The sequence below is a fragment of the Pseudomonas fluorescens genome (genome assembly GCF_900636825.1).
In the GTDB taxonomy this organism is placed as follows: domain Bacteria; phylum Pseudomonadota; class Gammaproteobacteria; order Pseudomonadales; family Pseudomonadaceae; genus Aquipseudomonas; species Aquipseudomonas fluorescens_BG.
Genome location: NZ_LR134318.1, coordinates 92,359 through 105,578, shown reverse-complemented (window position 1 = coordinate 105,578; position 13,220 = coordinate 92,359). Strand labels below are relative to the sequence as shown.

The 13,220-nt window shown below is 58.4% G+C and carries 11 protein-coding genes; 10 read left to right on the top strand and 1 reads right to left on the bottom strand.

What is annotated here, in order from left to right; translation table 11 throughout:
- Positions 1-84: 84 nt before the first annotated feature.
- The 3 genes from prlC (at position 85) to EL257_RS00490 (ending at position 4,596) form a co-directional block, all read left to right on the top strand.
- The gene (prlC, locus tag EL257_RS00500; protein WP_126358873.1) at positions 85-2,136 is read left to right on the top strand and encodes an oligopeptidase A; all 2,052 of its coding nucleotides are present in this window, start codon (positions 85-87) and stop codon (positions 2,134-2,136) included.
- Positions 2,133-2,426 (top strand): YheV family putative zinc ribbon protein, encoded by a 294-nt coding sequence (locus EL257_RS00495; protein ID WP_126358872.1) that lies wholly within the window; start codon positions 2,133-2,135, stop codon positions 2,424-2,426. The genes prlC and EL257_RS00495 overlap by 4 nt, the downstream gene beginning before the upstream one ends.
- A 112-nt stretch (positions 2,427-2,538) precedes the next feature.
- Entirely contained in the window at positions 2,539-4,596 is a 2,058-nt protein-coding gene (locus EL257_RS00490; RefSeq protein ID WP_126358871.1) for a M3 family metallopeptidase, read from the top strand.
- On the opposite strand, the gene EL257_RS00485 is transcribed toward EL257_RS00490, so the two are convergent.
- The gene (locus EL257_RS00485) at positions 4,579-5,223 is read right to left on the bottom strand and encodes a tyrosine-protein phosphatase (RefSeq protein ID WP_126358870.1); all 645 of its coding nucleotides are present in this window, start codon (positions 5,221-5,223) and stop codon (positions 4,579-4,581) included. The genes EL257_RS00490 and EL257_RS00485 overlap by 18 nt on opposite strands.
- A 307-nt stretch (positions 5,224-5,530) precedes the next feature.
- On the opposite strand from EL257_RS00485, the gene EL257_RS00480 reads away from it, so the two are divergent.
- The 7 genes from EL257_RS00480 to EL257_RS00450 all read left to right on the top strand — a co-directional run bounded on the left by EL257_RS00480 (position 5,531) and on the right by EL257_RS00450 (position 13,192).
- On the top strand, positions 5,531-6,283 hold the full coding sequence (locus tag EL257_RS00480; protein WP_126358869.1) for a gluconate 2-dehydrogenase subunit 3 family protein: 753 nt from the start codon (positions 5,531-5,533) through the stop codon (positions 6,281-6,283).
- A 2-nt stretch (positions 6,284-6,285) separates the two neighbouring features.
- Positions 6,286-8,070, top strand: coding sequence for a GMC family oxidoreductase (locus EL257_RS00475; RefSeq protein WP_126358868.1), 1,785 nt, complete (start codon positions 6,286-6,288; stop codon positions 8,068-8,070).
- 12 nt (positions 8,071-8,082) lie between these two features.
- Complete coding sequence (locus EL257_RS00470; protein ID WP_126358867.1) at positions 8,083-9,384, top strand: cytochrome c; 1,302 nt, start codon at positions 8,083-8,085, stop codon at positions 9,382-9,384.
- Positions 9,385-9,683: 299 nt separating this feature from the next.
- On the top strand, positions 9,684-10,736 hold the full coding sequence (locus EL257_RS00465) for a colicin E3/pyocin S6 family cytotoxin (RefSeq protein ID WP_419866636.1): 1,053 nt from the start codon (positions 9,684-9,686) through the stop codon (positions 10,734-10,736).
- Between the two features lie 14 nt (positions 10,737-10,750).
- Positions 10,751-10,993, top strand: a complete 243-nt coding sequence (locus EL257_RS00460) for a pyocin S6 family toxin immunity protein (protein ID WP_126358866.1) — start codon at positions 10,751-10,753, stop codon at positions 10,991-10,993.
- A gap of 175 nt (positions 10,994-11,168) precedes the next feature.
- Positions 11,169-12,227, top strand: a complete 1,059-nt coding sequence (locus EL257_RS00455; protein ID WP_126358865.1) for a PA0069 family radical SAM protein — start codon at positions 11,169-11,171, stop codon at positions 12,225-12,227.
- 236 nt (positions 12,228-12,463) lie between these two features.
- A complete protein-coding gene (locus tag EL257_RS00450; protein ID WP_126358864.1) occupies positions 12,464-13,192 on the top strand; it encodes a carbonic anhydrase in 729 nt (242 codons plus the stop codon).
- Positions 13,193-13,220 lie beyond the last annotated feature (28 nt).

Genomic DNA, 13,220 nt, shown 5'->3' with positions numbered 1-13,220 from the left:
ATTTCTCTCTCTGTCGCCGATAGCTGCGGTGAGTGGCGATTGTAATTAAGATGGTTGCATGTTTCCCCAGCCAAGGTGCCAACCGTGAGCGTGAACAACCCTCTTCTGCAGTCCTACGATCTGCCTCCGTTCTCCACGATCCGTGCCGAACACGTCCTGCCCGCCATCGAAAGCATTCTCGCGGACAACCGCGCGGCCATCGCCGAGATTCTCAAAACCCAAGGTCAGAACCCAACCTGGGCTGGCCTGGTGTTGGCGATGGACGAACTCAATGACCGCCTCGGCGCCGCATGGAGCCCGGTCAGCCATCTTAACGCCGTGTGCAACAGTGCCGAACTGCGCGAAGCTTACGAGTCATGCCTGCCGGCGTTGAGCGCCTATTCCACCGAGATGGGCCAGAACCGCGAATTGTTCCAGGCTTATGAAGCGCTGGCCAACAGCCCGGAAGCGGCGAATTTCGATGTGGCGCAAAAGACTATTCTGGAACATGCCCTGCGCGACTTCCGTTTGTCGGGTATCGACCTGCCGGAAGCCGAACAGAAGCGCTACGCCGAGGTGCAAAGCAAGCTGTCCGAGCTGGGCAGCCGCTTCTCCAACCAACTGCTTGACGCGACCCAGGCCTGGACCAAGCACGTTACCGACGAAACCGCCCTCGCCGGCCTGACCGATTCGGCCAAGGCGCAGATGGCTGCTGCCGCGCAGGCCAAAGGCCTCGATGGCTGGCTGATCACCCTGGAATTCCCAAGCTATTACGCGGTGATGACTTACGCGCAAGACCGAGCGCTGCGTGAAGAAGTCTATGCCGCCTACTGCACCCGCGCCTCCGATCAAGGCCCGAACGCCGGCCAGAACGACAATGGCCCGGTGATGGAAGAAATCCTCGACCTGCGCCAGGAATTGGCAAAACTGTTGGGCTTCGCCAGTTTCTCCGAGCTGAGCCTGGCGACCAAAATGGCCGAATCCAGCGATCAGGTATTGAGCTTTCTGCGCGATCTGGCCAAGCGCAGCAAACCGTTCGCTGCCCAGGATCTGCAACAGTTGCGCGCTTACGCCGCCGAACAAGGCTGCGCCGACCTGCAGAGCTGGGACAGTGGTTTCTATGGTGAAAAACTCCGCGAGCAGCGCTACAGCGTCGCCCAGGAAACCCTGCGTGCCTACTTCCCGATCGACAAAGTCCTGAGCGGTCTGTTCGCCATCGTCCAGCGCCTGTACGGCATCGAGATTGCCGAGCAGAAAGGTTTCGACACCTGGCACCCGGACGTGCGCCTGTTCGAAATCAAGGAAAACGGCCAGCACGTCGGTCGTTTCTTCTTCGACCTTTATGCTCGCGCCAACAAGCGTGGCGGTGCATGGATGGACGGCGCCCGTGACCGTCGCCGCACCATCGACGGCGTGCTGCAGAGCCCCGTGGCCAATCTGGTGTGCAATTTCACCCCGGCCGACAGCGGCAAACCGGCGCTGTTGACCCACGATGAAGTGACCACGCTGTTCCACGAGTTCGGCCATGGCCTGCATCACTTGCTGACCCGCGTTGAGCATGCCGGTGTGTCCGGTATCAACGGCGTGGCGTGGGACGCAGTCGAGCTGCCGAGCCAGTTCATGGAAAACTGGTGCTGGGAGCCGGAAGGCCTGGCGCTGATCTCCGGTCACTACGAAACCGGCGAGCCGCTGCCGCAGGACCTGTTGGAAAAAATGCTCGCGGCGAAAAATTTCCAGTCCGGCCTGATGATGGTGCGCCAACTGGAATTCTCGCTGTTCGACTTTGAATTGCACGCCACCCACGGTGACGGTCGCAGCGTTGCCCAGGTGCTTGAAGGCGTGCGTGACGAAGTGTCGGTGATGCGTCCGCCGGCCTACAACCGCTTCCCCAACAGCTTCGCGCATATCTTCGCGGGCGGTTATGCGGCGGGTTATTACAGCTACAAATGGGCTGAAGTACTGTCCGCCGATGCCTTCTCCAAATTCGAAGAGGACGGCGTACTCAACGCCGAAACCGGTCGCGCCTTCCGCGAAGCGATTCTGGCGCGGGGCGGCTCGCAAGCACCGATGGTGCTGTTCGTCGACTTCCGTGGCCGTGAGCCTTCCATCGATGCACTGCTGCGTCACAGCGGCCTGAGCGAGGACGCGGCAGCATGAGTGACGGGCCAGTAATCACCAAGAAGCGCTTTATCGCCGGGGCGGTCTGCCCGGCGTGCAGCGAGCCGGACAAATTGATGATGTGGAGCGAAGACGATGTTCCGCACCGTGAATGTGTCGCGTGCGGTTACGCCGACACGCTGAACGCACAAGGCTTGTCCGTGCCGAAAGAACTGGGCACGCGGGTGAATACCAGCGCGCTCGACAAACCGGCCCCGGACAAGAACGTCCAGGCGGTGCAGTTCTTCCCGAACCCGAAGCTGAAGAAAAAGCCCGACGAGTCACACTGAGTCAGTCCCACCTTCCATCTTTGAGTTGATGGAAGGTGGTATCCAGCTACCGCCATCACTGCGGACTTCCTGCTTATTCTGGTTTCTTTTGCCAGACGCCAAGGAAGACGCCATGCCTGATTCAAATCCTTTATTGCAAAACTGGGACTTGCCGCCCTGGTCCTCCGTGCGCGCCGAACATCTGGTGCCCGCGATCACTTCCATTCTTGCCAGCAACCGGCAAGTCATCAGCGACATTGTCGTCAGTCAGGCCGAGACCCCCAACTGGGATGATCTGGTGCTGGCGGTCGATGAAATCGATGCGCGCCTCGCGGACGCTATCTCAATCATTGATGTGCTAACGGTGGTCAAAAACCATGACAACGACTGGCAGAGTGCTGTCACGGCGTGCAGTACATCGGTCGAGGAATACCGGGCATGGAAGATGGCGCACCGGGAGTTGTTCAATGCCTATCAGAACCTCGAACAGAGTTCGATCGCTCGCAGCTTCGATGCACCTCGCCAAGCAGCACTGGCAAAAATCCTCCGAGAGTTTCAACTTTCCGGGATTGAACTGCCCGTTGAGGGCCAACAGGAACTGACCGAATTGAATGGTCGGATCAGACAGCTGGAAGAACAATTCCTGAACAACCTGGAAAACGACAGCGCCAGATGGCACAAACCCATCGATGACATCACCCTGCTGGGAGGTCTGCCCGCGGCGCTGCAACAGCGTTTCGCGCAGTTGGCCGAAGCGGCCGGTCATGGCGGCTGGTTGATCCCGCTGGACCTCAATACTCACCAGCAGATCATGATGTACGCGCATAACCGCGCATTGCGCGAAGAACACTTCCTCGCGTACTTCACTCGCGCCTCCGATCAAGGCCCACATTCCGGTCAATACAACAACGCTCCGGTGCTGGAAACTCTGCTGGCACTGCGTCACCGCAAAGCCCGATTACTGGGCTTCGCCAACTTTGCCGAACTGATTCAAGCCTCGGTGTCCGATGGATCGACTGCGCAGGTCAAAGCGTTTATCGAGCAGCACATTGCGGCGAGCAAACCGGCGCGAATCAGCGACACCGACGCGGTCAAAGCTTTCGCCGTTGAACGTGGCATCCTCGAGGTGCAGGGCTGGGATCAGGAATACCTCGTCGAGCAGCTACGCGAGCACCATTTCGGTGACGCTCTGAAGGAGCTGCGCAGCTACTTGCCACTTGATGGCACCCTGCGCCGACTTTGCCTGTTCAGCGAACGCATGTTTGGCGTGGAAATCGTCGAATTGCGTGAGTTCGAGCGCTGGCACGAGCACTTGCGCCTATTCGAAGTCAGGGAAAACGGGCAAACGCTTGGTTATCTCTACCTTGACCCGTTCAAGGTCAACAAATCTCTGGATTTCGCCAGCACGTTTACGCTGCGCAATCGCCGGATCACCGCCGAAGGACGGCCGGTACTGCCGATCGCTCTGATGTCGTGCAATTTCACACTGCCGGCGGAAGATCAGCCGTGCCTGCTCGAACACCTGGATCTGCGGGTGTTGTTCCATGAGTTCGGCCATTGCCTGCAACACATCCTCACCCGCTCACCGCATCACGTCCTCTCCGGCATCACCCAACTACCGCGCCCGACGGCAGAATTCGCCGGTCAGCTGTTCGAGGGGTGGTGTCAATCCAGAGAATTTCTGCTGTGGCTGGGCGCCCATCATGCAACTGGCGAGCGATTGAGCGAGACACGGGTTGACGCCGTATTGGCAGCCCTGCAAACCCAGGCGAGCCGGCAAACCGCGATCCAATTGACGCTGGCCTTGCTGGATTTCGAATTGCACGCAACCCACGGTGATGGGCGGAATGTCGAGCAGGTGTTTCAAGACGTGCAGAAAGAAATTCCGCAGTTGAAATTGCCGGGCACCGCTCGGCTCGCCAACGGTTTTGATTACGTGGTGACCGGCTATGAGGCCATGGTGTACGCCTATCTGTGGTCCGGCGTGCTGGCGACCGAGGTGTTCAAACGGTTTGAGCAGGATTGGGTGTTTAACCCGAAAACCGGCCGGGAGTTTCGGGAGATCTTCTTTTCGCCGGGGGACGCGCAATCGCTGCTGAGCAAAGTGCAGGCCTTTCTCGGGCATCCGGCCGATGCGCTTTTCGCTCGGCCTACGCCCACCGAAACCAACCGATCAGTTGAGATTGACTGACTGCAACCAGCTTTTCATCGAGCAGGTGGCGAACGCGCTGGTGCTGCAATCACCGTTGGCCAGCGCAGTGCGCAATTTGTCGGTATCCGCCTGCATTACATAGCGCACGCCGTCACGAAAATGGCCGCTCTCACCAAAACCGCCTTGGGTCATCTCGCTCAAGGCGTCCTCCTTGCTCCAGCCCTGTACGACCACTCGGTACATCGCCGCCATCAGTCCGGTGCGGTCAGAGCCATGTTTGCAATGCATCAGCACCGGGCCAACGGCCTCGGCGGCTTGAATGGCGCGCAGGGCTTTGAGCACGTCAGCATCGTCGACATGATTGGTTCGATAAGGCAACTGCAGCTGATGGATGCCCGGCTCCGACAGCCAATCGCTGTCAGCTTCCGGCAGAAAATTGATCACCGTGGCGACCTTGAGATTTTTCAGCAGCGGCACCGCGCCGCCATCGGGCAAGGCGCTGCGGTAAAGCGTTGGCGACATCCGGAACAGGTTGTATTGCACTTCCACCGGCTGCGCCCACTCTGCGGGGCGAACGCTGGTTGTGCCGCCAGCCATAGCCGGGAAACTGTGCAGAAGAGCGATGAGCGATAAATACAACGCGGGAAACAAACGCACTCGGAACATGCTGGGTTGACCGTATCGGAGGTTTCAGTGAGAGATGCGCAGCTTCGGCGTCGGGCGGTCAAAGGCCTGTGAGCCGCTCGTCAAAGAAACGTGAATCGGCGCCGTTTCAAAGTTTTACCCACAAAAAACCGGTCTTTTTTCAACTGAACCGGGTCATGCCGATGCTTAGCCTGCTACCATTTGTCACATGATGTTGCAGACACGTCTTCTCCGCCGGGTGTTTTCCGGTCCTGTCGCGACAAGAAATTCCTAGAGCTGTCCGCAGAAGCAGCTGACCACCATTGATGCCTGATGAGGTACATCCACCATGTCTGATCAAGATCGAGACAACCCGCGGCGTGAGTTCTTGCGCAAATCCCTGACGCTGATTCCCGTGGTCACCCTGGCCGGAACCGGACTGGGCAGCAGCGTGCTGCAAGCGGCACCCGCAGCCGCAGCCGCACCCGTTACCCCGCCCGCACAACCGGTGCGTGCTGATGCCAGCGTTTACCAGCCGAGCTATTTCACCGCCGAAGAATGGGCGTTCATCAATGCCGCCGTCGCGCAATTGATTCCCAACGATGCTCAAGGCCCGGGCGCATTGGAAGCCGGTGTGCCGGAATATATCGATCGTCAGATGAACACGCCGTATGCCGCCGGAGCGCTGTGGTACATGCAAGGTCCGTTCAACGCTGACGCTGCGCCGGAAATGGGATGGCAAAGCAAACTGGTGCCCAAGGAAATCTATCGTCTCGGCATCGCCGCCACGGATCAGTGGGCAAAATCCCTCAACGGTAAAGTATTTGCTGAGCAAGACAGCGCTACCCGAGACGATTTGCTCAAGCAACTGGAAGCTGGCAAGGCGCAATTCGATGCAGTACCGGCGAAGATTTTCTTCAATCTGCTGCTGCAAAACACCAAGGAAGGTTTCTTCTGCGACCCGATCCATGGCGGCAACAAAGGCATGGTCGGCTGGACCATGATCGGCTTCCCCGGCGCCCGCGCCGATTTCATGGATTGGGTTGAACGCAACGAGCAATACCCCTTCCCGGCAGTTTCGATTCGCGGCGAGAGGGCGTAAGCATGGCAACGGTAATGAAGAAGGTTGACGCGGTGATCGTCGGTTTCGGCTGGACCGGGGCGATCATGGCCAAGGAACTCACCGAGGCGGGTCTCAACGTGCTGGCGCTGGAGCGCGGGCCGATGCAGGACACTTACCCCGACGGCAATTATCCGCAGGTCATCGACGAACTGACCTACAGCGTGCGAAAAAAACTCTTTCAGGACATCTCCAAAGAGACGGTGACCATTCGCCACAGCGTTAACGACATCGCCCTGCCCAACCGCCAGCTCGGCGCGTTCCTGCCAGGCAACGGTGTCGGCGGTGCCGGCCTGCATTGGTCTGGCGTGCACTTCCGGGTTGATCCGATCGAATTGCGTATGCGCAGCCATTACGAAGCGCGTTATGGCAAAAGCTTCATCCCCAAAGACATGACCATTCAGGACTTCGGCGTCAGTTATGAAGAGCTGGAGCCGTTTTTCGATTTCGCGGAAAAGGTCTTCGGCACCTCCGGCCAGGCCTGGACGGTGAAAGGCCAACTGGTCGGCCAAGGCAAGGGCGGCAACCCTTACGCGGCGGATCGCTCGAATCCGTTCCCGCTTGAAGCGCAGAAAAACACCGTGTCCGCACAGCTGTTCGGCAAAGCAGCCACAGAAGTCGGGTACAAACCCTACAATCTGCCTTCGGCGAATACCTCGGGGCCGTACACCAATCCCTACGGCGCACAGATGGGGCCGTGCAATTTCTGCGGCTTCTGCAGCGGCTATGTCTGCTACATGTATTCCAAGGCCTCGCCGAACGTGAACATTCTGCCGGCGCTCAAGCCGCTGCCGAATTTCGAACTGCGGCCCAACTCCCATGTGCTGCGGATCAACCTCGACAGCACGAAAAGCAAAGCCACCGGCGTCACCTATGTCGATGGTCAGGGCCGTGAGGTCGAGCAACCGGCGGATCTGGTGATCCTCGGCGCGTTCCAGTTGCACAACGTGCGCCTGATGCTGCTTTCCGGGATCGGCAAACCCTACGACCCGATCACTGGCGAAGGCGTGGTCGGACGAAACTTCGCTTACCAGAACATGGCGACGATCAAAGCGTTCTTCGACAAAGACACCCACACCAACAACTTCATCGGCGCCGGCGGTAACGGCGTGGCGGTGGATGATTTCAACGCCGACAACTTCGACCATGGCCCGCACGGCTTCGTCGGCGGGTCGCCAATGTGGGTCAACCAGGCCGGCAGCCGACCGATTGCCGGTACGTCAAACCCGCCGGGCACCCCGGCCTGGGGGAGCGCGTGGAAGCGCGCGACCGCCGATTACTACACCCATCAGGTGTCGATGGACGCCCACGGTGCGCATCAATCCTACCGCGGCAACTACCTCGATCTCGACCCGGTGTACCGCGATGCCTACGGCTTGCCGCTGCTGCGCATGACCTTCGACTGGCAGGAAAACGACATCAAAATGAACCGCTTCATGGTCGAGAAAATGAGCAAGATTGCCGAAGCCATGGGCCCGAAAGCCATTGCGGTGATCAGCAAGAAAGTCGGCGATCACTTCAACACGGCGTCGTACCAGACCACCCACCTCAACGGTGGCGCGATCATGGGCACCGATCCAAAGACCAGCGCCCTGAACCGCTATCTGCAGAGCTGGGACGTGCACAACGTATTCGTGCCGGGCGCCTCGGCATTCCCACAGGGCCTGGGCTACAACCCGACAGGGCTGGTCGCGGCGCTGACTTATTGGTCGGCGAAGGCTATTCGTGAGCAATACCTGAAGAACCCCGGCCCGCTGGTGCAGGCCTAAGGAGCGATGACCATGAAAAATTTCGTTATCGCGACCCTCGCCCTGCTCGGCAGCGCCTCGATTCATGCCGCTGAAGTCGATCAGAATCTGATCAAGCAAGGCGAATATCTGGCGCGCGCCGGCGACTGCGTGGCGTGCCACACCGCCAAGGGTGGCAAGCCGTTCGCCGGCGGCCTGCCGATGGAAACACCGATCGGCACAATCTATTCAACCAACATCACCCCGGAGAAGACCGGCGTCGGCGACTATAGCTTCGAGGACTTCGATCAGGCCGTGCGCCACGGCGTCGTCAAAAACGGCAGCACGTTATACCCGGCGATGCCGTATCCGTCCTACGCCCGCGTCAGCGAAGCCGATATGAAAGCGCTGTATGCCTATTTCATGCAAGGCGTCGAACCGGTAGTGCAGGAGAACAAGGCCAGCGACATTCCGTGGCCGTTGAGCATGCGCTGGCCGCTGATGGGCTGGCGCTGGCTGTTCGCGCCGAAGGTCGAGGATTACAAGGCGACGGCTGACGACGCGATCATCAACCGTGGCGCCTATCTGGTCGAAGGCCTCGGCCATTGCGGCGCCTGCCACACGCCACGCGCCCTGACCATGCAGGAAAAATCCTTGAGCGCCGCCGATGGCAGCGAGTTTCTCGCTGGCAGTGCGCCGCTCGAAGGGTGGATTGCCAAGAGCCTGCGCGGCGATCACAAGGATGGCCTCGGCAGCTGGAGCGAGGAGCAACTGGTGCAGTTCCTCAGGACCGGGCGCAGTGACCGCAGTGCGGTGTTCGGCGGCATGAGCGATGTGGTCACCCACAGCATGCAGTACATGACCGACGCCGACCTGACGGCGATTGCGCGCTACCTCAAATCATTGCCGGCCGCTGATCCGAACGATCAACCGCACCAGTACGACGCGAAAGCCGCCAAAGCCCTGTGGAACGGCGACGATACTCAGCGCGGCGCGTCGGTGTACATCGACAACTGCGCGGCATGCCATCGCACCGACGGCCATGGCTATACCCGGGTCTTCCCGGCGCTGGCGGGCAACCCGGTAGTGCAGACCGACGATCCGACCTCGCTGATTCACATCGTGCTCAAGGGCGGTACATTGCCGGCGACGCACACGGCACCATCGACCTTCACCATGCCCGGGTTTGCCTGGCGCTTGTCGGATCAGGAAGTGGCAGATGTGGTGAGTTTCATTCGGGGGAGCTGGGGTAACAACGGTGCACCGGTCAGCGCCAAAAACGTTGCGCATCTGCGCAGTGAAGATATGCAAAGCACTTCGGGTGATGACCTCGGACAAGTCACCAATCACAACTAAAATCAAACCCCTGCATGATGCACTCATGCAGGGGTTCGTGCTGACAAAGGAGCGGCATACTTTTCACTGACATCGCGCCTTGTTGGCGTCCGGCGGAGGTTACGGAATATAGAGAATGTTCGACGTGGTTTTAAGGACCCTTCCTACAACTCAACTTTTGAAGCCTGCATTAGGCTGGCCATCCTTTATCGAAGTATGGCCGTAGTGCAATGTGCAGCTGTCCCATTTGCAGACCTCGCAAACCTACATTGGACGACATTCGTCGCCAACAAGCGGACATCCTTCGGTATGAGCAAGGATTGGCTCGCGATGAAGCCAGACGTAACCAGGTTGGAAAACCCCCTGCGGCAAACGCGCCAATGTACGGCTGCGTATTCGCCAAAAGCTGCAATCTTCCCGACGGCGTAATCAATCACCACAATCCAGCTGGATTCGTGCCTGTCGAGAAATTGGCTGACTACGGTCTCTGGGCCGTGATGGGTACCGCTAAAGCAATTACCGCACAAGGCGCCCCGTTGCAATGGATGGGGGGCTCTGCGGCTGGCGGCGCAATTGCTGCACGTCTTGGTGGTTCACTTGCGCTGAGGTTGCTTAAGGGCTCAGTCGCGTTATCCGCGAGCGCGGCAGTGGGCACGGTTGCGCTACTGATTCCGAACACCAGCATTTCACCAGACAGTGCTTTCTACACGAACGATCAGTACGCAACGCTGGATGCTGGTCGCACACGCGTTCGTGTCAATACGAAAACCTTAACGGATGGATCAGTAAGCATTTATGGGTTCTACACGGGCGGCAAACCGGACTGGGAAAATGTTCCCGTCATAAGAGCCGTAAAAGAAGGCGAGAACTACGTTGCTGACATCGGTAACGGCATTGGCCTCATTTGGACGCCCGCGGCAAGTCCTGAAGGTGTACTGGGTATTCCCGCATTGGAAGGCGCCCCACCGCTATCCCCTGCGTGGGTGTATCCGCCGACCGAGCAGGCGGACAAGATGCTGGTCAACCCGCAACATCCGCCCGACTATCAAGACGCAATCATCACGTTCCCCGATACCGGCATTCAGCCGATCTATATTTCGCTGAGTGTTACGGGAGACCATCGATATCATCCGGCGCCGAAAGGATTAACGGCTTCTCCGGATGCTAAACGAGCCAAACAGAAAGCATCAGTTCAAGGAGGGGGAGGTAAACGGCATCGTTGGATCGATAGTTCAGGGAGGATTTACGAATGGGACCGCCAGCATGGCGCGGTTGAAATATATGACAAGCAAGGTAGGCATCTGGGCGAGTACAACCCTGAAACCGGGGAGCAGACTAAACCTGCCAAGCCGGGACGAACGACTCCGAAATAAACAAGAGGCGGCCTATGTTTTTATGTATCGAAGGTTTTTTTCAAAACGGTCACGAAGATCAAACTCTGCAATTTGAGTTTGACATCGCACCGGAATTCAATGAGTCGGTCCTTGAACTCGTTGGCTGGAAGTCTCTTCAAGATGGCGTGGAGTACGGCATTATGGATTTAACAGAAGAGCAAGTTCAGAGAGTGTCGGACATTCTTGGAGAACCAATGCCGAGCGAACTTGAGCTCTGTATCAGCGTTTTCGCGTAGTTGGTCAAACGCATGTGACATGTGTATAGCTCCAGCGAGCTTTGTCTCACTGAGACTCAATAGAGTCACGGAGTAGATCATGACTGTCGTCAACATTTGATTGAAGCGCCCGGCGGTGCTGGAATACTGACTCAAGCCGCTGTACTGTGCGCATATACAGTATCAGGACGCTTTCATGTCTATATCACTGCCACCTCGCGGGCGCGGGACCGCGACCAACCCGCACAACCGCTTCGCCCCCAGCCGTTCGGTGGCCGAGGACGACGGCTGGTATCAGGAAGTGCCGGAGACGCAAGACACCGAAGTGATCTTCGAAAACGCCAAATCGATCATCAGCCGCAACGCTTCGCCGGACCTGCCCTTCGACCGCTCGATCAACCCTTATCGCGGTTGCGAACACGGTTGCATCTATTGTTATGCGCGACCCAGCCATGCTTATTGGGACATGTCGCCGGGACTGGATTTCGAAACGAAGCTGATCGCCAAGACCAACGCGGCTCAGGTGCTGGAAGAGCAATTGAGCAAGCGCGGTTATCAATGCGCGCCGATCAATCTGGGGTCCAACACCGATCCGTATCAGCCGATCGAACGCGAACACAAAATCACCCGGCAGATTCTCGAAGTGCTCCTGCGCTATCGCCATCCGGTGACCATCGTTACCAAAGGTTCGCTGATTCTGCGCGATCTCGACCTGCTGACCGAGTTGGCCGAGCAACGCTTGGTGAAAGTGATGATCAGCCTGACCACCCTGGATGATGAGCTCAAACGCATCCTTGAGCCACGCGCCGCCGCGCCCAAGGCACGCCTGCGGGCCATTCGGGTGATGCGTGAAGCCGGGATTCCGGTCGGCGTGCTGTGTTCACCGATGATTCCGATGATCAACGACAGCGAAATCGAAAGCCTGCTCACTGAGGCCCACGCAGCCGGAGCGCAAAGCGCCGCCTACATGATGCTGCGCCTGCCGCTGGAAGTCGCGCCGCTGTTCGAGGAATGGCTGGCTGCGCACTATCCGCAACGCGCCGCGCATGTGCTGAGCCTCATTCGTCAGAGCCGTGGCGGCGAGCTTTACGACAGCCGTTTTGGCGCGCGCATGCGTGGTGAGGGGCCGTTCGCCGACCTGCTCGCGCAACGCTTCGCCAAGGCGATTAAACGCCTCGGTTTAAATTACCGCGAAGGCTATGACCTCGATTGCACAGCCTTCTGTCCGCCGGGTCGCCAGATGTCGCTGATTTAGCGACAATTGGCTTAGGGTTGACGGGTTGGAGTCCTTCCGCCGAAACCGACAGTCACGTTTTTTGTGACCTGGAACACACGTTCTAGAGCGTTTGATTCAGTTTGAGTTAAGTTTCGGCGGCTACCTTGTTCATCGAGTGACTGACGGGTCGGGATGACCTTGATAGTTTAAACAGCCACTGGCTTCATACCGGAATACCGGGGAAGACTCCCTGAATCCGCCTAAGAGGATGAATCATGAGTGACAAGGATAAACAGTCGTTGGCTGCCTCGGCGCAAAGCCCTGAAGCGGAATCCGCCGATGCAGCACTGCGACAGATCGTTGATGGCTTTTTACGCTTTCATCATGACGTTTTTCCCCAGCAGGAAGAACTCTTCAAGAAACTCGCCACGGCCCAGGCGCCCAAGGCGATGTTCATCACCTGCGCTGACTCGCGCATCGTTCCAGAGCTGATTACCCAGAGCTCGCCGGGCGATCTGTTCGTTACCCGTAACGTCGGCAACGTGGTTCCGCCTTACGGCCAGATGAACGGCGGCGTTTCCACTGCGATCGAATACGCAGTGCTGGCACTGGGCGTGCAACACATCATCATTTGCGGTCACTCCGATTGCGGCGCCATGCGTGCGGTGCTCAACCCCGACAGCCTGGAAAAAATGCCGACGGTCAAAGCCTGGCTGCGTCACGCCGAAGTGGCGAAAACCATGGTGCACGACAACTGTCACTGCGCCGACGAAAAAGAAAGCATGCCGATCCTCACCGAGGAAAACGTCATCGCCCAATTGCAGCACTTGCGTACCCATCCTTCGGTAGCCTCGCGCATGGCGAACGGTCATCTGTTCATCCATGGCTGGGTCTACAACATCGAAACCAGCGAAATCAAAGCGTACGACGCGGATCAGGGTCGATTCCTGCCACTCGATGGCAGCCATCCGATTCCTGTGGCGACGCCCAAAGCGCGCTTCTAAATCTTCCTAAACATCTGTGTGGTTTGAC

Coding starts and splice junctions, on each gene's coding strand:
- EL257_RS00480 (WP_126358869.1), top strand. CDS start 5,531: ATGTCTGATCAAGATCGAGACAACCCGCGGCGTGAGTTCTTGCGCAAA.
- EL257_RS00455 (WP_126358865.1), top strand. CDS start 11,169: ATGTCTATATCACTGCCACCTCGCGGGCGCGGGACCGCGACCAACCCG.
- EL257_RS00490 (WP_126358871.1), top strand. CDS start 2,539: ATGCCTGATTCAAATCCTTTATTGCAAAACTGGGACTTGCCGCCCTGG.
- EL257_RS00485 (WP_126358870.1), bottom strand. CDS start 5,223: ATGTTCCGAGTGCGTTTGTTTCCCGCGTTGTATTTATCGCTCATCGCT.
- EL257_RS00460 (WP_126358866.1), top strand. CDS start 10,751: ATGTTTTTATGTATCGAAGGTTTTTTTCAAAACGGTCACGAAGATCAA.
- EL257_RS00475 (WP_126358868.1), top strand. CDS start 6,286: ATGGCAACGGTAATGAAGAAGGTTGACGCGGTGATCGTCGGTTTCGGC.
- EL257_RS00470 (WP_126358867.1), top strand. CDS start 8,083: ATGAAAAATTTCGTTATCGCGACCCTCGCCCTGCTCGGCAGCGCCTCG.
- EL257_RS00450 (WP_126358864.1), top strand. CDS start 12,464: ATGAGTGACAAGGATAAACAGTCGTTGGCTGCCTCGGCGCAAAGCCCT.
- EL257_RS00495 (WP_126358872.1), top strand. CDS start 2,133: ATGAGTGACGGGCCAGTAATCACCAAGAAGCGCTTTATCGCCGGGGCG.